Origin of the sequence: Micromonospora pisi, assembly GCF_003633685.1 — a bacterium.
GTDB classification, from domain to species: Bacteria; Actinomycetota; Actinomycetes; order Mycobacteriales; family Micromonosporaceae; genus Micromonospora_G; species Micromonospora_G pisi.
The window spans coordinates 3346574-3367965 of the sequence record NZ_RBKT01000001.1 but is presented as its reverse complement, the minus strand read 5'-3'; the positions used below and the strand labels follow the sequence as shown (position 1 = coordinate 3367965).

Genomic DNA, 21392 nt, shown 5'->3' with positions numbered 1-21392 from the left:
GTCGATGCTCCGCTTCCTGGTCAAGAAGCTGCTGCTGGCCGTGGGCACGCTGGTCACCGTCAGTGTGCTGACCTTCGGGCTCTTCTTCGCCGTACCGAACAACCCGGCCGAGCTGATGTGCGGCAACGGCAAGGTGTGCAGCCCGGAACGGCTGGAGATGATCGAACGCCGGATGGGGCTGGACGTACCGGTGGTCCAGCAGTACGGCACCTTCATGAAGGGGATCTTCGTCGGCCGTACCGTCGGCCAGGGCGAGGCGGCCCGGGACTGTCCGCGACCCTGCCTCGGGTTCTCCTTCCGCAACGACGAACCGGTGTCGCGGATCGTCGGGCGCACGCTGCCGGTGACGCTGAGCCTGGTCGCCGGGGCGGCGGTGGTCTGGCTGCTGATCGGGGTCTCGGTCGGGATGATCTCGGCACTGCGCCGGGGCACCGTCTTCGACCGGATGGCGGTCGGGTTCTCGCTGGTCGGCGCCTCCATGCCGATCCTGCTCTTCGGGCCGTTGCTGCTGATCGTCTTCGTGTACGAGACCGGCTGGCTCAGCTACCCGCGCTACGTGCCGATCACGGAGAACCCGGTGGCGTGGGCGAGCGCGATGATCCTGCCCTGGCTCGCGCTGGGCTTTCTCAACTCGGCGTCGTACGCCCGGCTCTCCCGGGCACAGATGCTGGAGACCCTGACCGAGGACTTCGTCCGTACCGCACGCGCGAAGGGCCTGCCCCGGTCGAAGGTGTACGGCCGGCACGCGCTCCGGGCGGCGATCACCCCGATCGTCACCATCGCCGGGCTGGACCTCGGCACCTATCTCGGCGGAACGGTGATCACCGAGACCATCTTCGGGTTCACCGGACTGGGCAAGGCGTCGCTGAACGCGGCGATCAACCTGGACATGCCGGTGGTGATGGCGACGGTGCTGCTCGCCGCGGTCTTCATCGTGGTCGCGAACGTGGTGGTCGACGCGCTCTACGCGGTGATCGATCCGAGGGTACGGCTGGGTTGAGCTGTGCGGAAAGTTCCGTCAATCAGTGGTGGAGGTGCAGGTTCCTCCACCCGAGTCGATCGGGAGGACCGACTGATGCGACCAAGACGTGTGATAGCCGCGACCGGGGTCGCGCTGGTGCTGGCCTCGGCACTGGCGGCGTGCTCGAAGAACACCGGGGAGGCCGACCCCGACCGCGACGACGCTGCCGTCCGGCAGCGGACCAGCGCGATCGCCACCGACCCGAAGGAGTCTCAGGGACCGGCGCCGGCGATCCCCGGAGCCAGCCGGGGCGGCACCATCCGCACCATCGTGCAGTCCGACTTCGAACACCTCGACCCGCAGCGCACCTACACCGTGGCGGCGATGGCCGCCGAGCAACTGCTGGTCCGCACCCTCACCCAGTTCAGGGAGGACGGTAAGGGCCAGGTCACCCTCGTCGGTGACCTGGCCGAGACGCCGGGCAGGGACGTCAACGGCGACTGCAAGATCTGGGAGTACAAGATCAAGCAGGGGGTCAGGTACGAGGACGGCACCGACGTCACGGCGGCCGACGTCGCGTACGGCATCGCCCGGTCGTTCGAGGAGTCGATCGACGGCGGCCCGACCTACCTCCAGGAGTGGCTGGCCGACGACCCGGCCTACAACGCGACGTACAAGGGTCCGTACACCTCGGGCAGCACCGCCGTGCCCGGCCTGACCACGCCGGACCCGTACACCCTGGTCTTCACGTTCGCCAAGCCCCACTGCGACCTGCCGTTCGCGCTCTCGCTGCCGACATCGGCGCCGGTTCCCCAGGCCAAGGACACCCGGACCGAGTACGACCGCAGGATCTTCTCCTCCGGGCCGTACAAGATCAAGGAGTACCTGAAGGACACCCGGCTGGTGCTGGAGCGCAACCCGCACTGGAAGGCGGAGACCGACCCGCTACGGCACGACTACCCGGACAGCTTCGTCTGGGAACTCGGACCCGACGACACCGCGCAGACCGAACGGATCATCGCCGACGCGGGTGACGACGCCTATGCGATCAGCACCGACGGCGCTCCCCAGGCCCTGGTCAACCAGGTGCTCGGCAACCCGGCGCTGAAGGAGCGGACCATCTCCGCGCCGCAGCCGTTCGTGTTCTACCTGACCATCAACAACGAGCGGATCACCGACATCAACGTCCGCAAGGCCATCGCGTACGCGATCGACAAACAGGGCATCGTGCTGACCCAGGGCGGTGACGCCGGTGGCCGGGTCACCAACACCCTGCTCGCGGACAACACCATCGGCTGGAAGAGCTACCCCAACCCGTGGGACGGCGGGCCGAACGGCAACCCGGAGAAGGCCCGGGAACTGCTCGGCGGGAAGAAGGTCAAGCTCGTCTTCATGGCCCGCAGCAGCGCGTTCGGCCAGGTCACCGCACCGGTGGTGAAGGAGAGCCTGGAGAAGGCCGGCTTCGAGGTGGTGGTGAAGACGGTGGAGACCCCGCAGCACAACCCGACCGCCCGCACCCGGGGCAACGAGTACGACATCCACATCTCCAACTGGGGTGCAGACTGGCCCAGTGCGGCCTCCACCATCCCGGTCCTCTGGGACGGGCGCAGCCTCGGGCCGAAGGGCAACTCGAACGTCTCGTACTTCAACTCGGACGAGGTCAACCAGAAGATCGACGAGGTGAGCGCGCTGCCGGCCGGTGAGGCCGGGCCGAAGTGGGCCGAGATCGATCAGTTGATCAACGAGAAGTACGTGCCGGTGGTGCCGCTGTTCCAGGCGTACTTCACCGGCGTGATCGGTTCGAAGGTGGGCGGCGTCTTCTTCTCCGAGTCGATCGGCACCCACGTGCTCTACAACGCGTACGCGAAGTAACCGCGCACAGCTGTAAGGAAGGGCCCCTTATTAACGCGGCGGATTCCAGGGGTCGTTGCAACACGATGGCTAGCCGGTGACGGCTAGGAGCTTAGCGAGACGCTCGGCTGGGGTGTCCCAGCCGAGCGTTTTGCGTGGTCGGCCGTTGAGTTCGGCGGCGACGGCGGCGAGGTGTTCCGGGCTGTGGGTGGACAGGTCGGTGCCTTTGGGGAAGTACTGGCGGAGTAGTCCGTTGGTGTTCTCGTTCGAGCCGCGTTGCCAGGGTGAGTGCGGGTCACAGAAGTAGACCGGCATGTCGGTGGCCATGGTGAACTCGTGGTGTAGTGCCATCTCGCCGCCCTGGTCCCAGGTCAGGGAGCGTTTCAGGTGGGTGGGCAGGGTGTTCATCGTGGCGAGTAGGCCGTCGCGGACGTGGTCGGCGGTCCGGTCGTGGCCCAGGTGCACGAGCAGGACGTAGCGGGTGGCGCGTTCGACGAGGGTGCCGATCGCGGAGGCACTGTCCTTGCCGATGATCAGGTCGCCTTCCCAGTGTCCGGGCACGGCCCGGTCCTCGACCTCGGCCGGCCGGTCACTGATCATGAGCATCGGTGCGACGAAGCGGGTCTGACGTTGCCCTGGCTGCCGGCGGGGTCGGCGCACGGCGCGTCCGGTCCGCAGGGCCGCGGTGAGTTCTCGGCGTAACTCGCCACGGCCCTGGACGTAGAGCGCCTGGTAAATCGTCTCGTGAGACACGTGCAACTCGCTTCGCTCGGGGAAGTCCCTGCGGAGCCGACGGCTGATCTGCTCGGGACTGTGTCTGAGATCCAGCCTTCCCTGCACCAGGGCGCGTAGCTCGGGGTGGGCGGCGATCTTGCCGGGCTTCGGACGTGGACGCCGACTGTCAGCACGCTCCTGCGCGGCGTAGGGCCGGTAAACACCACTACCCGGATGACGATTACGGCGTATCTCCCGGCTGATCGTGCAGGCCGGACGCCCCAACTCCACCGCGATCGCCGCCTGCGACGCACCCTCACGAAGCCGGTCCGCGATCACGATCCTCTCGTCCTGCGACAAGTAGCGGGCCGACCCAGACGAAGGCCGGACGGCGGAGCCTCGATCGCTCTGCCACCCGGCCTTCGTCTGGCTTTCCCTGCCATACCGCCAGCGGTGACCGGTCCTCCGGTTGACCCCCACCAGGCGACACGCCTCACTCGTACCCACACCCCGCGCCACAAGATCCAAATATGCCTGACGTTCGGCACGGAGTTGCTTACGACCCTGCGACCGACGATCCGAACGGCTCTCGAACACTGCAACCCCTGAAACACTCAGGCGTTGCAACGATCCCCAGAACCCGAGCGCTATGCGTTAGTAAGGGGCCCTTCCTTACAGCGCTCTGAGGTGGAGGTGGAGGAAGTCGCGCTCCAGCCGAAGCAGGCGTTCGGCGGCACCGTCCGCGGCCATGTGGGTGGCGCCGGTCAGTGGGATCACCGAGTGCGGACGACCGGCGGCCAGCAGCGCGGCCGACAGCCGCAGCGTGTGCGCGGCCACCACGTTGTCGTCGACCATGCCGTGCACCAGCAGCATCGGCCGGGCGTCGTCCGGGGTGACCGGAGGCTCGGCGGCCAACTCCAGCAGGCAGTGGTGGGCGTACACCTCCGGGCTGTCGTCCGGCAGCCCGAGATACCGCTCGGCGTACGCGGTGTCGTACAGGGCCCAGTCGCTGACCGGCGCTCCGGCGACGGCGCAGCGGAACAGGTCGGGGCGGCAGAGTACGGCCAACCCGGCCAGCCAGCCCCCGAACGACCAGCCCCGGATGGCGACCCGGCCCAGGTCGAGGTCCGGGTGCTTCTCGGCGAGCGCGGTGAGGGCGTCCACCTGATCGAGCAGGATCACGTCGGCGAGCCGCCGGTGGATCACCTTCTCGAACGACGGCGCCACTCCGGGCGTACCCCGGTTGTCGACGGTGACGACCGCGAAGCCGGAGTCGGCCCACCACTGCCGTTCCAGCCAGCGGGCGCGGCTCGCCAGCACCTGCTGGAATCCCGGCCCGCCGTAGATGTCGAGCAGCACCGGCAGCCGGCGCCCGGCGACGTGACTGCGCGGGTAGAGCACGGCCGTGGGGAGCCGGCGGTCGGTGACCCGCTCCAGCACCGGGCGAGGCGAGTACGGCGGGGCCGCGGCGAGCGTGCTCAACGTGCCCAGCTCGCGCTCACCGCGCCAGACCGTCCACCGGGTGCCGGCGTGGTCGAGCGAGGCGGAGCCGACCACCAGTACGTCGCCACCGACGACCCCGGTGTGCCAGCCCGGGTCGGCGGTCAGCCGGCGCGACTCGACCCCGCCGCCGATCGCGGTCCGGACCCGGAACAGATGTTGCTGGCTCGGTTCCCCGTCGCTCGCCTCGACCAGCAGGTCGGTCGCTCCCGGGCCGGCCGGGAGCGGGCCGACCACCCGGCGGATGTAGAGCGACGGCGGGGTGAGCAGGGTGCCGTCGGCGAAGAGGCAGCGGGCGTCGTAGCCGTCGTGGGCGAGTTCGCCGCCGACCAGTACCCGCCCGTCGGGCAGATGCCGGGGAGTGCCGGCGACCGGCTCGACCCAGCGGGGGTCGGCGAGTTCGGCGTGCACCTGGGTCTCCCCGGTACGGGGGTCGACCGCGAGCACCAGGCCATGCTGTTGCAGCCGCCGGAGCACGGTGATCAGCGGTCCGGTGTCGGCCCAGTGCACCGATACCAGGTAGGGGTAGGTCTCCCGGTCCCAGTGCACGTCGACCCAGCCGCCGTCGAGGTCGAGCAGGTGGAGGCTGACCTCGGCGTTCGGCCCGCCGGCCTGGGGGTACGCGATGCCGCGCGGCAGGCTCGCCGGGTCACCGGGGTCGTGCAGGTACCAGCGGGGCAGGCGGGACTCGTCGACCCGGGCGGCGAGGATGGATCGCCCGTCCGGCGCCCACCAGTAGCCGCGGTACCGGGCGAACTCCTCGGCCGCGATGAACTCGGCCAGTCCCCAACTGACGCCCGCCTCCTCACCGGCGAGCAGGTTGTCGGTGCCGTCGGCCTCGATCACCCGCAGTTGCCCGCCGCAGCTCCCACCATTGCCACCGTTCGGGCTCTGTGTGCGGCCCGGGAGGCCGGTCCGGTCGGTGCTGGCGGGCCCCTCGGTGACGTACGCGAGCCGTTCGCCGGTCGGGTCCGGGCGGGGGTCGATCACCGGCCCGGTGACCGCGACCTCGACCACGTCACCCTGTACCAGGTCGGCCCGGAAGAGGCGACCGGCCAGGGCGAAGACCGCCACCCGGGCGGCCGGGTCGGTGGCGTAACCGCCGATGCCGCCGGCCTGCAACCGCTGCCGTTCGCGTAGGGCGCGTTCGGCCGGCGGCAGCGCGACGGTGGCGAGCGGGTCCCTCGGATCGCTCTCCAGCAGGATGGCCGGGTCGGCGACGAGTCGTTCCGTCGCCGTCGCGACATCGAACAGCCAGAGCGCGTCGGCCGGATCCTCGGGGCCGCCGGACCGGAGGAAGACCACCCGGGAGCCGTCGGAGGCCACCGTCACCGACCGTGGTGCGCCGTGGCTGAACCGGCGGGTACGGGCGGCCAGTTCCGGATAGTCCACATCGCCGATCGTAGAGCGGCGCGATCGATGATGGGGCTGAGCTGCTCATCGTGTCCGTACCTCGACCTGCTGGGCGGTCGATCGCGGACGCGTAGAGTGACTGCCGTGACGAACCTGGCCGCCCGGCGGCTTCTCCTGGTACACGCACACCCGGACGACGAGGCGATCGGAACCGGGGCGACGATGGCGCACTACGCCCGCGCCGGGGCACAGGTCACGCTGGTGACCTGCACGCTCGGCGAGGAGGGCGAGATTCACGTACCGGCGCTGGCCGGGCTCGCCGCGGACGCCGCCGACCAGCTCGGCGGCTACCGGATCGCCGAACTGGCCGCCGCGTGTGCCGCCCTCGGGGTGTCGGACCACCGCTTCCTCGGCGGGGCGGGCCGTTACCGCGACTCGGGCATGATGGGGCTCGTCACGAACGACCACCCACGTGCGTTCTGGCAGGCGGATCTCGACGAGGCGGCCGGGCATCTGGTCGAGATCATGCGCGAGGTACGGCCGCAGGTGCTCGTCACGTACGACCCGAACGGCTTCTACGGACATCCGGACCACATCCAGGCACACCGGGTCGCCATGCGCGCGGCGGAACTGGCCACGGCCGAGGGGTTCGGACCAGCCAAGATCTACTGGACGGCGATGCCGAAGAGCGTGCTGGAGGCGGGCATGGCCGCGTTCGGGGAGTCCTCGGACAACCCGTTCGCCGGCATCGACCGCTTCGACGACCTGCCGTTCGGTACGCCGGACGCGGAGATCGCGGCCCGGATCGACGGCACCGACCAGCATGCCGCCAAGGAGGCGTCGATGCGGGCGCACGCCACCCAGATCCCGGCGAGTTCGTGGCTCTACTCGATCGCCGGCAACTTCGGCGGCGAGTTCATGGGCGTGGAGTACTACACCCTGGCGGCCGGCGAGCGGGGACCCGGATCCGGCCCGTACGGCTGGGAGGACGACCTCTTCGCCGGCCTGGCGCCCGAGGCGGTGGGACCGGCCGCCGTGGCCGGAGCCGACGCGCTGGCGGAGAGCGGAGCGCGGTGACGCTGTCCAGTCCGTCGACGCCGGTTTCCGGCGAGATGCCCGCCGAGCCCCGACCGCCGCGTTGGGCGGGGCTCGTCCGCCTGCTCGACCTGCTGTTGCGGATCGCCGGGGGAGTGTTGGCGGTGATCGCCGCCCTGGTGACCGGGACGCTGGAGCTGCTGCTCGCCACGCTCCGCGTCGGTGGCCAGCTGATCGGCGTGTCGGTGCTGGTCGCGATCGCGGCCAACCTGGTGCTGGGTTGGTTCGCGTACCGGACGGTGGGGCGGCGGTGGGCGGTGGCGTTGCCGGCCGTGCCCTGGTTCGCGCTGATGGCGGTGGCCGCGATCAAGACCAGTGAGGGGGACGTGCTGCTCGCCGGGGACAACTGGGTCGGCGTCGTCATGATCTTCGCCGGTTCGATGGCCTTCGCCGCGTTGGCGTTCAAACTGATCGTTTCCAGGCCGCTCGGCCCGCTTCCGCCGTCGAGCCGCCCGGCCGGCTGATGGATCCTCCCAGCTACGGGTGGTAGATATCTTCCAGCGGTACGGGAATCGGCTGTTTCTGGAGGCGTGCGATGAAGGACCGTTGGTTGCCGGTCGGCGTACTCGCGGCGGTGTTCTTCCTGATCAACGTGATCGCCCGGCTGGTCATCCGGTTCGGGTTCGAGGACGACGTCGAGGCCGCTGACCGGGTGTCGTTGATCATGTTCGGGCTGATCGGGTTGATCCTGGCCGTGATCGCGTTCGTGTACGCGCGGCGTCAGCCGGTGGCCCGCTGGGGTGGGGATGTCGCGGTCGCGGTGCTCAGCGCGATGGCGCTGACCGTCGTCGTCGGCCCGTTCGTCAGCGGGAGTTACCCGTTCGCCAACGGCGCCGGGGAGTTCTTCTCCCAGATCTGGCTCTATGCCGGGTTCGCCGGTGCCGGCACCCTGCTCGGGTTCCTGCTGGTGACCGCCATGGGCCTGGACTACCGCTCCCAGTCGCTGAAGCGGTACGCCGAGACCAAGCTGGCCAAGCCGCGCCGGGTCGTCCGCCGCTGACCCGACGGGTGCCGCACCACTCACCTAACCGGCGGGTGGTGCCACCCGGGTCAGGTACGTGTGGTGGGTGGTGAATCCGAGCCGGCGGTAGAGCGCCACGGCGGCCGAGTTGTCCTCCTCGACCTGGAGGAACGTGTCGGTCGCGCCCCGCTCGGCCGCCCACCTGCCCAGTGCTCCGATCACGTGCTGGGCCAATCCCTGCCGGCGGGCCTCGGGCACCACCTCGATACTGGTCAGGCCCAGCCAGCGGCCCGCGCCGGTGACCGTGCCCCGGCCGACGGCGATCAGTTTCCGGCCGTTGTCGCCGGTCGGCGCGTACAGGTGGGCGAAGCGGATCTGGTCCACGGCGGTGAGTACGTGTCGGGCGGCGGCCGGGAGGATGTCGAGCGGCTCAGGCCCAACCGTGCCGCCCGCGTGGGTGGCTTTTCGCGCCGCCGTGAGCCTCAGCCACTCGTCCGAAGGGCTGGTCGCCAGTTCCACCTGGGCCAGGTCGGTCCGGGCGGGGAGGCGGGCAAGCAGCGCGGTCAGCGGTGTGGTCTGCACCAGGACCGGACTTCGGCTGGTCCAGCCGCGTTCGTCGAGCGCCACGCCGACCGGCGCGGCGAGCGGCAGCGGCGTGTTGATCATCGCCGGCTGGCCACGGTCGGCGTACCACCGGGCGACCGCGTCGATCGCCGCCGCCAGGGGACGGTCCGGGTCGCCGACCGGTAGCGCCGAGTTGGCCCGGCCGGTCCAGCCGTCGGCGGCACGGAGCAGCCAGTCGCCGAGCCGTTCCTGCACCGGTGCCGGCCAGGCCTCGTTGGCCGCGAGTTCCAGGGCGACGACCGTCGCGGCGTTCGGCCGCCGGGCCGCTGGCACCCGCTTCGCCCGGTGCACCTCGTCCAGCGGCACCCGCAGCTTCCCGCGCTCGGTGGCGAGGGTGAGGTGTGTCTCGGTGAGCTCGACCAGTTCACCGAGGGCGTCGGTGAAGAGCGGTCGGTCGTCACGAACCCCTACAATTCGACGGACTACCACGCGGTGTCCCAGATCCTGCCGTCGGAGCACGATCGCCCCCCTCCTCGGCGAGATACTAGGCTCTTACCGTCGCGGTTGATCGCGGCGTAGCTTGCGGAGGAGAGATCGGTGACCTACATCATCGCCGAGCCGTGCGTCGATGTGCTCGACAAGGCATGCATCGAGGAGTGCCCGGTCGACTGCATCTACGAGGGCAACCGGATGCTTTACATCCACCCCGACGAGTGCGTGGACTGCGGGGCGTGTGAGCCGGTCTGCCCGGTAGAGGCCATCTTCTACGAGGACGACGTGCCGGAGCAGTGGAAGGACTACACCTCGGCGAACTACGAGTTCTTCGAGGACCTCGGCTCGCCCGGTGGCGCCTCCAAGATCGGCAAGGTGGAGAAGGACGCGACCTTCGTCGCGGCGCAGGAGCGGCGCGGAGAGGGACACTGAGCGGCGTACCGACCGGTGGGGGGATGACCCCCGGTGGTGGGGGCGCAGGTGGGTCGACTGGTGCGGCGGCGAGCCGGATCGACGGCCTACCCGACTTTCCCTGGGACCTGCTGGCGCCCGCCAAGGTGGTCGCCAGCGGGCATCCCGACGGGATCGTCGACCTCTCCATCGGCACCCCGGTCGACCCGGTGCCGGGGCTGATCCGGGACGCGCTCTCGGCCGGCTCGAACGCGCCGGGTTACCCGCTCACCGCCGGTACGGCGGCGCTGCGGGCCGCGATCGCGGGCTGGGTGGGGCGTAACTGCGGCGCGGACCCGGCCGGGGTTGGCGTACTGCCCACGATCGGTTCGAAGGAACTGGTCGCCTGGCTGCCCACGCTGCTCGGCCTCGGGCCGGACGACGTGGTGGTCATTCCCGAGGTCTGCTACCCGACCTACGAGGTCGGCGCCCGGCTCGCCGGGGCCACCGTGGTCCGGGCCGACTCGCTGACCGCGATCGGTCCGAACCCCCGGGTACGGCTGATCTGGGTCAACTCCCCGTCCAACCCGACCGGGCGGGTGTTGCCGGCGGCGCATCTGCGCAAGGTCGTCGACTGGGCCCGGGAGCGCGGTGTGGTGGTGGCCAGCGACGAGTGTTACCTGACCCTGGGCTGGGAGTCGTCGCCCGTCTCGGTGCTCGCACCGGAGGTCAGCGGCGGGTCGTACGACGGGCTGCTGTCGGTGCACTCGCTCTCCAAGCGTTCCAACCTCGCCGGCTACCGGGCTGGTTTTGTCGCCGGTGACCCGGCGCTGGTGGACCGCCTCCTGGCGGTACGCAAGCACGCCGGCATGATCGTGCCGGAGCCGGTTCAGACGGCGATGGTCGCCGCGTTGAGCGACGAGACGCACGTGGCGGAGCAGCGTGACCGTTACGCCGCCCGCCGTGAGGTGCTGCGGCCGGCGTTGCAGAAGGCGGGCTTCACGCTCAGCGACTCGACCGCGGGACTCTACTTCTGGGCCACCCGCGACGAGGACTGCTGGACGACCGTCGACTGGCTCGCGGAGCGCGGCGTCCTGGTCGCACCGGGTGCCTTCTACGGGCCGTCCGGTTCGAGGCACGTCCGGTTCGCGGTCACCGCGACCGATGAGCGGATCGCCGCCGCCGCCGAGCGCCTCGCTGGCTGAGTAGCCGCCAGCGGGCGCCCGGCGGTCGGCCGGCTGTCCGAGAGGGCCCGGAGTTCGTCGTCGGTCGATTCTCTGACCGAAAATCTGTAATGGATCTTTGCTGGTCACGTCCATCGTGGCCGCCTGGAGAGCGCTCTCAGGATTGCCGAAACAATCCTTGACGAGCCCGCAACCGAGCCGTAACGATGTATGTGCATACCTCGCACTCTCACCGGCCGTCGGCGCGCCGGGGAGATGCGAGAGAGCGCTCTCGACGGCACCACCGGCAAGGGCGTGATCGGCGCACGCCGTCCTCCATCGGATCAGGAAGGGACTCACGTGCGTAGATCACTGCGATCGTGGCTCGGCGGTGTGCTGAGCGCGGTCCTCGTGGTGGGCGGCATCGTCGCCGCACCACCGGCGGCCAGCGCCGCCGCGTTCAATGTGCTCGTCTTCTCCAAGACCGCCGGGTTCCGGCACGGATCGATCACCCCCGGCATCGCCGCGATCCAGGCACTCGGCGCGGCCAACGACTTCACCGTCGAGACCACCGAGGACTCGGCCCAGTTCACCGATGCCAACCTGGCCCGGTTCGACGCCGTCATCTGGCTCTCCACCACCGGCGACGTACTCAACGCGGCGCAGCAGGGCGCGTTCGAGCGTTACATCGCGGCCGGCGGCGGTTACGTCGGCGTACACGCGGCCTCCGACACCGAGTACGACTGGCCCTGGTACGGCGGGCTCGTCGGCGCCTGGTTCGCCTCGCACCCGGCCGAGCAGACCGCGACCGTCAAGGTCGCCGACCAGGTGCACCCGTCGACCACAGGCCTGCCGCAGCGCTGGTCCCGCTTTGACGAGTGGTACAACTACCGGACCAACCCGCGCGGCAACGTACACGTGCTCGCCACCCTGGACGAGACCAGCTACACCGGTGGCAGCAACGGTGCGGACCACCCGATCAGCTGGTGCCACAACTACGGCGGCGGCCGGTCCTGGTACACCGGGATGGGGCACACCGACGCGTCGTACGCCGACGCCAACTTCCGCCGGCACCTGCTCGGCGGCATCCGGGGCGCGGCCGGCGCGGTGCAGGCCGACTGCGGCGGCACGGTCAACAGCAACTTCCAGCAGGTCACGCTCGCCCGTGGGGTGGCCGAGACCGGCGAGCCGATGAGCCTGACCGTGCTCCCCGACCGGGGCGTGTTCCACACCTCGCGGGACGGCACGATCCGGCACACCGACGTCGCCGGCAACACCAAGATCGCTGGCACCCTGCCGGTCTACACCGGTGACGAGGAGGGCCTGCAGGGGATCAAGGCCGACCCCGGTTTCGCCACCAACCGCTGGGTGTACGCCTACTACGCCCCGCCGCTGAACACCCCCGGCGGCGGTGCCCCGGCCACCGGTACGCCCGCCCAGTTCGCAGCCTGGAACGGGGTCAACCGACTGGCCCGGTTCACCGTCAACGCCGACAACACCATCAACCTGGCCAGCGAGACGCTGATCCTGGAGGTGCCGACCAGTCGGGGCATGTGCTGCCACGTCGGCGGTGACATGGACTTCGACGCGGCCGGCAACCTCTACCTCTCCACCGGGGACGACACCAACCCGTTCGACTCGGCCGGGTTCAGCCCGATCGACGAGCGGGCCGACCGCAACCCCGCGTTCGACGCCCAGCGGACCTCGGCGAACAGCAACGACCTGCGCGGCAAGGTGCTGCGGATCAAGCCGAGCGCGGCCGGCGGCTACACCATTCCGGCCGGCAACATGTTCCCGCCCGGCACCGCGCGTACCCGGCCCGAGGTCTACGCGATGGGCTTCCGCAACCCGTTCCGGATGAGCGTCGACAAGGCCACCGGCGTGGTCTACCTCGGTGACTACGGGCCGGACGCGGGTACCGCCGACCCGAACCGGGGGCCGGCGGGCAACGTGGAGTTCGCCCGGATCACCCAGCCCGGTTTCTACGGCTGGCCGTACTGCACCGCGCGCAACGACGCGTACAACGACTACACGTTCCCGAGTGGGCCGTCGGGTCCGAAGTTCAACTGCGCGGGTGGCCCGGTGAACAACTCGCCGAACAACACCGGCATCACCCAGCTTCCGGCGGCCGTCCCGGCCTGGTTGCCGTACGGCGGCTCCGGCTCCCCGCCGGAGTTCACCGGCGGCGGGCTCTCCCCGATGGGTGGGCCGGTCTACCGCTACAACCCGGCGTCCACCTCGGACGTGGCCTTCCCGCAGTACTACGACGGGACCTACTTCGCCGGCGAGTTCGGCCGACGCTGGATCAAGAACATCAAGATCGATGCGGCCGGTGAGCCGTTGAAGATCAACCCGTTCCCGTGGACCGGCACGCAGGTCATGGACATGGAGTTCGGCCCGGACGGCGCCCTCTACGTACTCGACTACGGCACCGGCTGGTTCAACGGCGACGCGAACTCCGCGCTCTACCGGATCGAGTACGCCCGCGAGGGCCGTGCCCCGACTCCGAGGGTCACCGCGACCCCGACCAGTGGGGTGGCGCCGCTGACCGTGGCGTTCTCCTCGGCCGGCACGCTCGACCCGGACGGCGACCCGATCACGTACGCCTGGGACTTCGACAACAACGGCACCACCGACTCCACCGTGGCGAACCCGAGCTTCACGTACACCACCAACGGGGTGCGCAGCCCGACCCTGACGGTGCGGGACAGCACCGGCAAGACGGCTACCGCGAGCGTGGTGGTCACCGTCGGCAACAGCGCGCCGGTGGTCACCATCAACACGCCGCTCAACGGGTCCACGTTCAACTTCGGTGACTCGGTCCCGTTCACCGTGACCGTCACCGACGTCCAGGACGGCGCGATCAACTGCGCCCGGGTCAAGGTCAACTATGTCTTGGGCCACGACTCGCACGGCCACCAGCTCGGCAGCGTGCAGGGCTGCACCGGGGTCATCCAGACCTCGGCCGACGGCGAGCACGACACCGCAGCGAACATCTTCGGCATCATCGACGCCGAATACACCGACCTCGGCGGCGGCGGCCAGCCCGCGCTGACCACGCACGCCCAGGCGGTGCTGCAACCACGGGTACGCCAGGCGGAGCACTTCGGTGACTCCAGCGGCATCCAGATCACCAATCCGGGCAACGCCCAGGGCGGTGGGGCGATCGGGTACGTCGACAACAACGACTGGATCTCGTTCACCCCGTACAACCTGACCGGCATCCAGTCGTTCAGCGCTCGGGTCGGCGCCCCGGCCGGCGGTGGCGGCACCCTCGAACTGCGGGTCGACTCACCGACCGGAACGCTTGTCGGTTCGGCCACCGTGGTCCCGACCGGTGGGTACACGACGTGGGCCACGGTCACCGGCGGCGTCACCGCACCGACCGGCACCCGAACCCTCTACCTGGTCTTCAAGGGCACCGGTCCGTACTTCGACGTGGACCAGTTCACCCTCTCGCCCCAGCCCGGGGGCCCCGGGCCGGACCCCGACCCGGACCCGGACCCGGAACCGGGCAGCAACCTGGCGTTGAACAAGACGGCCCGGTCGTCCAGCATCCAGGACGCCTTCGTCGCCGGGAACGCCTTCGACGGTGCGATCGGCACCCGCTGGGCGAGCGCGTTCAGCGACCCGCAGTGGATCGACGTGGACCTCGGTGCCTCGTACGCCATCAACCGGGTGAAACTGACCTGGGAGGCGGCGTACGGCAGCGCGTACCAGATCCAGACCTCGCCGGACGGGACCAACTGGACCACCATCCGGAGCGTGACCGGCGGTGACGGCGGGGTCGACGACCTCACCGGCCTGACCGGGACCGGCCGCTACGTACGCCTCAACGGCACGACCCGGGGCACCGGGTGGGGCTATTCGCTGTTCGAGTTCGAGGTGTACGGCGGCAGCGGGCCGAACAACCCGCAGCCCGGGGCCAACCTGCTGCTGAACAAGCCGACGCTCGTCTCCAGCAGTGAAGGGGCCGGCATGTCCGGTGCCCAGGCGGTCGACGGCAGCCTCACCACCCGCTGGTCGTCGCTCTTCGCCGATCCGCAGTGGATCCGGGTCGACCTCGGCACTCCCACCGCGATCGGCCGGGTCAAGCTGACCTGGGAGGCGGCGTACAGCAGCGCGTACCAGATCCAGACCTCCAACGACGGCAACACCTGGACCACCGTGCGCTCGGTGACCGGGGCCAACGGCGGAGTCGACGAACTGACCGGACTCGGCGCCAACGGCCGCTACCTGCGGATCAACGGCACCGCCAGGGGGACCGGCTACGGCCACTCCCTCTGGGAGGTCGAGGCGTACAGCAGCTGACCACCACCACGGTGTGGCCGGCACGGGTCTCCCGTGCCGGCCACACCTGCCGGTGTCCACCCGCTGCTGGCCGGTGCCGGCTGATCCGCTGTACGTGAGCGGATCGGAAATCGAACTGCTTCGCTGATTTCCGGTCACCGGGGGGCGGTCCTAGGCTGGCGGCCATGTCGCTGGCGCTGATCGATCAGGTTCGTGCTCTCTCCGTCCGGATCCGGGCGCTCGCGCCGGGGATCGAGCGCGACCGGGGGCTGCCGGAGGACCTGGTCGACGACCTCACCGGGCTGGGCCTGTTCCGGCTCGCCGCGCCGAACGCGGCGGGTGGTGTCGAGGCCGACCCGCTGACCATGTTCGAGGTGTTCGAGGAGTTGGGCCGGGCCGACGGCTCGGTCGGCTGGTGCACGATGATCGGCGCCGCCACCGGTGCGACCCTCGGATACCTGGACGAGCCGGTCGCGGCGAAGCTGCTCGCCGACCCCCGCTTCCTGATCGCCGGGGTCGCCGCACCGTCCGGCCGGGCCACCATGGTGCCCGGCGGCTACCGGGTACGCGGTCGCTGGTCGTTCGCCAGCGCCAGCCGTCACTCGACCCACCTGGTCGGCGGCTGCGTGGTGTTCGACGGGGACACCCCGGCGCCGGGACCCGGCGGGATGCCGCAGGTACGGCACGTGATCATGCCCGCTGCCGACCTCAGCATCCACGACAACTGGGACGTCGTCGGGCTCGCCGGCACCGGCAGCCACGACATCGAGGCGGTCGACGTCTTCGTCCCGGACGCGTACTCGTTCTCGCTCTTCGGTCCGCCCCGGCAGGACCGGCCGCTCTACCGGTTCCCGGTCTTCGGGCTGCTGGCGTTCGGTATCGGCGCGGTGGCGCTCGGCATCGCCCGCGCCGCGCTGGACGAGTTCGCCCGGCTGGCGGGGGAGAAGCGTGACCCGCTGACCGGGCAGCCGGTCGCCGGCAAGCCGATGATCCAGGCCGGGCTCGCCGAGGCGGAGGCAATCCTCGGCGCCGGGCGTGCGTACCTGCTCGGTGAGATCGCCGACTGCTGGCGCCGGGTGTCGGCCGGGGAGGTCGTGCCGGTTGAGCAGCGTGCCCGGCTGCGGCTGGCGATCGCGTACGCGACCAGGAGCGCTGCGCACGCCGTCGACCTCGTCTATCACGCTGGCGGGGGTGCGTCCATCCGGGCGTCGAGCCCGTTGCAGCGCTGCTTCCGGGACGTGCACGTGGCGACCCAGCACGCACTGGTCAGCCAGGACGTGCGGGAGCTGGTCGGTGCGGTGCTGCTCGACCAGCCGGTCGTCACCGTACGGCTGTAGCGCGGCGGTGCGGTGCCCGCTCGGCATGTCAAAGTCCGGCGGATGCCCCTAGGGTTAGGGCCATGGTCGAGGGTCCGGTGGTGGCGGTACGGGGCGAGGCGTTTCGTGAGGTGCCGCCGGAGTTGGCGCGCTTCGCGGTGACCGTGAACGTGCGGGAGCGGGACCGGCCGACGACCCTGACCCGGTTGGCCGAGCGGGCGGAGGCGGTCCGTGGGCTGATCGACTCGTACGGCCCGGCGATCGAGCGGCGGGAGACCGGCCAGCTCGGGGTCTATCCCCAGACCAAGCGCTCCGGTGAGCGGGTGATCGGTTACCACGGCAGCGTGACCACCACGGTGACCGTCACCGACTTCAGCGTGCTCGGCGAGCTGATGCTCCGACTGGGCGAAGAGGACCAGACCCAGGTTGCGGGCCCGTGGTGGGCGCTGCGACCGGAGAGCCCGGTGTACCGGGAGGTCCGCCGGGCCGCGATCGGCGAGGCCGTCGACCGGGCCCGGGAGTACGCGGACGCGCTCGGCGCCCGGGTGACCGCCCTGGTCCAGCTCGCCGACCCCGGCGTGGAACAGCACCGGTCGATGATGATGGTCGGCTCGGCGCAGGGCTTCCGGAGCAAGGGCGCGATGGACAGCGTGCCCGACCTCGATCTCGACCCCCAGGTGCAGACGATCCAGGCCGCGATCGAGGCGCGGTTCACGATCAGCGAGCCGACGGTGCTTGCCGAGCCCCGCGACTGAGCCGGCCGCCGTGTCCGTACCGGCGCAGCCGTACACCTTCGACCGGTTGGTGGCGCGGGCCGGCGCCCTGGCCGGGGCCGGTCCACGGCAACTGCTCGGCATCGCCGGCGCACCCGGCGCCGGCAAGTCCACCCTGGCGCAACGGCTGGTGGCCGCGCTCGGCCCGGTGGCGGCACTGGTGCCGATGGACGGGTTCCATCTCGCCGAGGCGGAGCTGCACCGGCTCGGCCGGCACCACCGCAAGGGCGCCCTCGACACCTTCGACGGTGCCGGTTACGTGGCCCTGATGCGTCGGCTCCGTACCGGGGGCGAGAGCGGGGACGGGGCCGGCGGCACGGTCTACGCGCCCGAGTTCCGCCGTGAGCTGGAGGAGTCGATCGCCGGGGCGATCGCGGTACCGCCGCAGGTGCGGCTGGTGGTGACCGAGGGCAACTATCTGCTGGTGCCGGCCCCGCCCTGGGGTGAGCTGCGCGGGCTCCTGGACGAGGTGTGGTTCCTGGACCTCGAAGCGGGGGAGCGGCTGCGTCGGCTGACCGACCGGCACATCGGCTTCGGTCGGTCGGTGACCGAGGCGGCCACCCGGGCCCGAGGCACCGACCAGGTCAACGCCGATCTGATCGAGACCACCGTCGACCGCTCCGATGTGGTCGTACGACTCGCGGGCTGACGTCCCGGTTGCCGGGTGATCGTTGACTGGACCGGTGACCAGTGTTACGCAGGTAATTGTCGTACGCGGGGAGTCGTGTTCACGACCCGGACACTCATCGTCGTCAACCACTGCCCACCCTGGCGATAGCGAACCGCATCGAGGACTGGTAAACCGGGCGGACAACGTCGATTAGGCGGGTTCGGTACGTTGGTTTCGAACATCGACAGGAGGCCCGTGTCCGCTCGGAAGGTATTGACCTGGTACGCGGTGGGAATGGGCGTACTGGTCGGCTGTTTCTTCGCCGTGCCGGTGCTGCGTACCTTCCTGTTCGCGCTGGTGGGGCTGGCTGGGGCCGCTGCGGTGCTGGTCGGCGTAGGGTGGCACCGCCCACAACGCGGATACACCTGGCGGCTGCTTTCCGCAGGCATGGCGCTGCTCGCCGTCGGCGACACCCTCTACAGTCTCGAAGCGTCGTTGCCGAGCGACGCGCCGGCATCGGCCGCAGATGTTTCCTATTTGTTGATGTTCCCCTTGATCGGCGCCGGACTACTCGGACTCACCCGTTCGAACATTGTCGCCCGTGACCGATCGCAGTTCCTCGACTTTCTGATCTTCTGTACGGCCGGCGGATTCCTGCTTTGGATCTTTGTTCTCGGCCCCTACCTCGACGGACCCGGGCTCAACCCGTTCAGCCGCTCGACCCTGGCCGCGTTCGCCTTCGCCGACCTGCTGGTGCTGGCGGCCACCGCGCGGCTGCTCACCGCCACACCGATCAACCCCGCCGCGGTACTGCTGGTGATCGGCGCCGCGGGCATGCTCGCCGGAGACCTCGGCTACGGCATCGCCCTGCACAACGGCGGCTGGCAGCCGGGTGGGCCGATCGAGCTGGGCTGGTTCACCTTCTCCGTCTGCTGGGGCGCCGCCGCCCTGCACCCCCGGATGACGCGGTTGACCATGCCGGCCCAGCCACGGCAGACCGAGGTCGGACGGCTCCGACTGGTGCTGCTCGGACTGGCCGCCGTACTCGCCCCGGCGGTGCTGCTGCTCGAGGCGGTCACCGGGGAGGTGCACGACGGTACGGTGATCGCCGTCGTCTCCGGGGTGATGTTCGTGCTGGTGCTGAGCCGGCTCGCGGACGCGGCGGACGCACACCGGCTCGTGGTCACCCGTGAACGGAGCCTGCGCAAAGCCGCCGCCGACCTGGTGTCGGCCACCGCCGCCCGCGAGGTCGACCGGGCGGTACGGGCCGCCGTCGCCCGGCTGGTGCCGAAGCACGCCCCGCACCGGGTGGTGTTCACGGTCAACCGGGCCGACGGGGTGCCGGCCGCCGCGACCAGCATCTGGGGGTCGGCGGTCACGGAACCCTCCACGTACTACCCGGCGCCGAGCGTGGCCACCGCCCGCCGCACCAGGGTGCTGCGGGTGGGCATGCTCCAGCCGGCGCTGGCCGGGCAGTTGGGCGAGTTCAGCACCGCCGTGCTCTGTCCACTGGTGCTCGACGAGCGGGCCACCGGGGTGCCCCGGGTCGGCGCGTTGCTGGTCGCCGCCGACCAGACCGTCCTCGCCGGGCTGCGCGACTCGCTGGAGGTGCTGGCCGCGCAGGTGGCGCTCGCGCTGGAACGGATCGGGCTGAGCCAGGAGATCAGCCGGCGGGACACCGAGGCGTACTTCCGCAGCGTGGTGCAGAACGCCACGGACGTCATCCTCGTCGTCGACGACGACCGGTCAGTCCGGTACGCCAGCCCCTCGGTCCGTACCGTGATCGGCATCGACCCGGCGGACTGCGCCGAACTGAACTCCGTGGTGCACCCGGACGACCGGGAGCTGATCGACGACCTGCTGGACCCGGCCCGGTCGTCGGGCGGCGGGTGGGCCGACTGGACCGTGCGGCGACCGGACGGTGAGCGGATCCACCTGGAGGTGAGCTGCCGCGATCTGCGCCGGGACCGGACCGTCCGGGGCCTGGTGGTGACCATGCGGGACATGACGGAACGGCGCCGGCTGGAACGGGAACTGACCCACCGGTCCATGCACGACGTGCTGACCGGGTTGGCGAACCGGGCCTCCTTCCAGGACCAGGTGTACGCGGCGGTCGGCCACGCCCGCCGCAGTGGCCGTATGGTCGGTGTGCTCTGCATCGACCTGGACGAGTTCAGTTCGGTCAACGACGCGCACGGGCACGCGGTCGGCGACGGGCTGTTGATCGCGGTCGGGCAGCGGTTGCGGGACCTGGTCGGTGCGACCGGCATGGTGGCCCGGCTCGGCGGCGACGAGTTCGCCGTGCTGGTGCCGGACGCCGAGAACGCGGAGCAGGCCGAGCGGATCGCCGACGATCTGGTCCGCGCGCTCGCCGAGCCGCTCGCGGTCGGTGACACCCTGCTCAACGGTTCGGTCAGCATCGGCGTGGCGACCAGCGCCGACGCCACCGATGCGGGGGAGCTGCTCAAGCACGGGGATCTGGCGCTCTACGTGGCGAAGGGCGGCGGCAAGGGGCGCTGGTGCCGTTACCAGTCGGAGCTGCACACCGCGATCGTGCAGCGGCTGGAACTGCGTACCGCGCTGGCGGAGGCGGTCGAGCGGCGCAGCTTCATGGTCGAGTACCAGCCGATCGTCGATCTCTACAGTGGGGTCGCCGCCGGTTTCGAGGCGCTGGTGCGCTGGCACCATCCCGGTCGGGGTCTCGTTCCGCCGGATCAGTTCATCGCGCTCGCCGAGGAGACCGGCCTGATCGAGCAGATCGGTGACTGGGTGCTCCGCGAGGCGGTCGCCGCGGCCGGTCGCTGGCGGCAGGACCGGGACCCGTCGGCGACGCCGTACGTCAGTGTCAACGTCTCCGCCCGGCAACTGCGCGCGGGTGGCTTCGTCGACCGGGTACGGGCCGCCCTGGGCGCCGCCGACGTACCGCCGACCCTGCTCATGTTGGAGATCACCGAGAGTCTGCTGCTCCGCGACGACGACCAGGTGTGGGCGGAGCTGACCGAGCTGCGCACCCTGGGCGTACGGGTGGCGATCGACGACTTCGGTACCGGCTTCTCGTCGTTGAGCTACCTCCAGCAGATGCCGGCCGACGTACTGAAGATCGACCGCTCGTTCACCGCCACCGTCGCCTCCTCCCGACGGCAACTGCTGCTGCTGGAGGGCATCATCCGGCTGGCCGGAACCCTCAGCCTGGACATCATCGCCGAGGGGGTGGAGACCGAGGTGGTACGGACGCTGCTGATGGACATGGGCTGCGCCCTCGGCCAGGGCTACCTCTTCTCCCGCCCGTTGGCGGAGGAGGACGCCAACCGGTGGGGCCCCGAGCGGCGCAGCCCCGCTCCGATCCAACGCGCCTGACC

The 21392-nt window shown here is 70.5% G+C and carries 15 protein-coding genes; 12 read left to right on the top strand and 3 right to left on the bottom strand.

Annotated elements, in window-relative coordinates; all coding sequences use genetic code 11:
- Positions 1-4 precede the first annotated feature (4 nt).
- Both BDK92_RS13985 and BDK92_RS13980 read left to right on the top strand, forming a co-directional pair.
- Positions 5-1000, top strand: coding sequence for an ABC transporter permease (locus BDK92_RS13985; RefSeq protein WP_121157106.1), 996 nt, complete (start codon positions 5-7; stop codon positions 998-1000).
- Positions 1001-1075: 75 nt separating this feature from the next.
- The gene (locus tag BDK92_RS13980; RefSeq protein ID WP_121157105.1) at positions 1076-2833 is read left to right on the top strand and encodes an ABC transporter substrate-binding protein; all 1758 of its coding nucleotides are present in this window, start codon (positions 1076-1078) and stop codon (positions 2831-2833) included.
- Positions 2834-2902: 69 nt separating this feature from the next.
- Here the strand turns inward: BDK92_RS13980 and BDK92_RS13975 are convergent, their stop codons facing one another.
- A complete protein-coding gene (locus BDK92_RS13975; RefSeq protein ID WP_425462297.1) occupies positions 2903-4054 on the bottom strand; it encodes an IS30 family transposase in 1152 nt (383 codons plus the stop codon).
- 144 nt (positions 4055-4198) lie between these two features.
- Positions 4199-6418: a S9 family peptidase gene (locus tag BDK92_RS13970; RefSeq protein ID WP_121157104.1), complete on the bottom strand. Its 2220-nt coding sequence runs from the start codon at positions 6416-6418 to the stop codon at positions 4199-4201.
- 96 nt (positions 6419-6514) lie between these two features.
- Between BDK92_RS13970 and mshB the strand changes: the two genes are divergently transcribed.
- From mshB to BDK92_RS13955, 3 genes are all read left to right on the top strand, one after another.
- The gene (mshB, locus tag BDK92_RS13965) at positions 6515-7456 is read left to right on the top strand and encodes an N-acetyl-1-D-myo-inositol-2-amino-2-deoxy-alpha-D-glucopyranoside deacetylase (protein ID WP_211349216.1); all 942 of its coding nucleotides are present in this window, start codon (positions 6515-6517) and stop codon (positions 7454-7456) included.
- A 35-nt stretch (positions 7457-7491) separates the two neighbouring features.
- Complete coding sequence (locus BDK92_RS13960) at positions 7492-7938, top strand: hypothetical protein (protein ID WP_121162108.1); 447 nt, start codon at positions 7492-7494, stop codon at positions 7936-7938.
- 71 nt (positions 7939-8009) lie between these two features.
- The gene (locus tag BDK92_RS13955; protein WP_121157102.1) at positions 8010-8474 is read left to right on the top strand and encodes a hypothetical protein; all 465 of its coding nucleotides are present in this window, start codon (positions 8010-8012) and stop codon (positions 8472-8474) included.
- A gap of 24 nt (positions 8475-8498) precedes the next feature.
- Here BDK92_RS13955 and BDK92_RS13950 read toward each other — a convergent pair whose 3' ends face one another.
- The gene (locus tag BDK92_RS13950) at positions 8499-9518 is read right to left on the bottom strand and encodes a GNAT family N-acetyltransferase (protein WP_121157101.1); all 1020 of its coding nucleotides are present in this window, start codon (positions 9516-9518) and stop codon (positions 8499-8501) included.
- A gap of 78 nt (positions 9519-9596) precedes the next feature.
- Between BDK92_RS13950 and fdxA the strand changes: the two genes are divergently transcribed.
- The 7 genes from fdxA (at position 9597) to BDK92_RS13915 (ending at position 21390) form a co-directional block, all read left to right on the top strand.
- On the top strand, positions 9597-9923 hold the full coding sequence (gene fdxA, locus BDK92_RS13945; RefSeq protein ID WP_170208586.1) for a ferredoxin: 327 nt from the start codon (positions 9597-9599) through the stop codon (positions 9921-9923).
- A gap of 23 nt (positions 9924-9946) precedes the next feature.
- Positions 9947-11086 (top strand): succinyldiaminopimelate transaminase, encoded by a 1140-nt coding sequence (gene dapC / locus BDK92_RS13940; protein WP_170208585.1) that lies wholly within the window; start codon positions 9947-9949, stop codon positions 11084-11086.
- Between the two features lie 318 nt (positions 11087-11404).
- A complete protein-coding gene (locus BDK92_RS13935) occupies positions 11405-15355 on the top strand; it encodes a ThuA domain-containing protein (RefSeq protein ID WP_121157099.1) in 3951 nt (1316 codons plus the stop codon).
- Between the two features lie 164 nt (positions 15356-15519).
- A complete protein-coding gene (locus BDK92_RS13930; RefSeq protein ID WP_121157098.1) occupies positions 15520-16671 on the top strand; it encodes an acyl-CoA dehydrogenase family protein in 1152 nt (383 codons plus the stop codon).
- A 62-nt stretch (positions 16672-16733) separates the two neighbouring features.
- Positions 16734-17405, top strand: a complete 672-nt coding sequence (locus BDK92_RS13925) for an SIMPL domain-containing protein (protein ID WP_121157097.1) — start codon at positions 16734-16736, stop codon at positions 17403-17405.
- 10 nt (positions 17406-17415) lie between these two features.
- Positions 17416-18072, top strand: a complete 657-nt coding sequence (locus BDK92_RS13920) for a nucleoside/nucleotide kinase family protein (protein ID WP_121157096.1) — start codon at positions 17416-17418, stop codon at positions 18070-18072.
- Positions 18073-18288: 216 nt separating this feature from the next.
- Positions 18289-21390: a putative bifunctional diguanylate cyclase/phosphodiesterase gene (locus tag BDK92_RS13915; protein ID WP_147457003.1), complete on the top strand. Its 3102-nt coding sequence runs from the start codon at positions 18289-18291 to the stop codon at positions 21388-21390.
- Positions 21391-21392 lie beyond the last annotated feature (2 nt).

Coding starts and splice junctions, on each gene's coding strand:
- BDK92_RS13985 (WP_121157106.1), top strand. CDS start 5: ATGCTCCGCTTCCTGGTCAAGAAGCTGCTGCTGGCCGTGGGCACGCTG.
- BDK92_RS13980 (WP_121157105.1), top strand. CDS start 1,076: ATGCGACCAAGACGTGTGATAGCCGCGACCGGGGTCGCGCTGGTGCTG.
- BDK92_RS13960 (WP_121162108.1), top strand. CDS start 7,492: ATGCCCGCCGAGCCCCGACCGCCGCGTTGGGCGGGGCTCGTCCGCCTG.
- BDK92_RS13955 (WP_121157102.1), top strand. CDS start 8,010: ATGAAGGACCGTTGGTTGCCGGTCGGCGTACTCGCGGCGGTGTTCTTC.
- dapC (WP_170208585.1), top strand. CDS start 9,947: ATGACCCCCGGTGGTGGGGGCGCAGGTGGGTCGACTGGTGCGGCGGCG.
- BDK92_RS13930 (WP_121157098.1), top strand. CDS start 15,520: ATGTCGCTGGCGCTGATCGATCAGGTTCGTGCTCTCTCCGTCCGGATC.
- BDK92_RS13925 (WP_121157097.1), top strand. CDS start 16,734: ATGGTCGAGGGTCCGGTGGTGGCGGTACGGGGCGAGGCGTTTCGTGAG.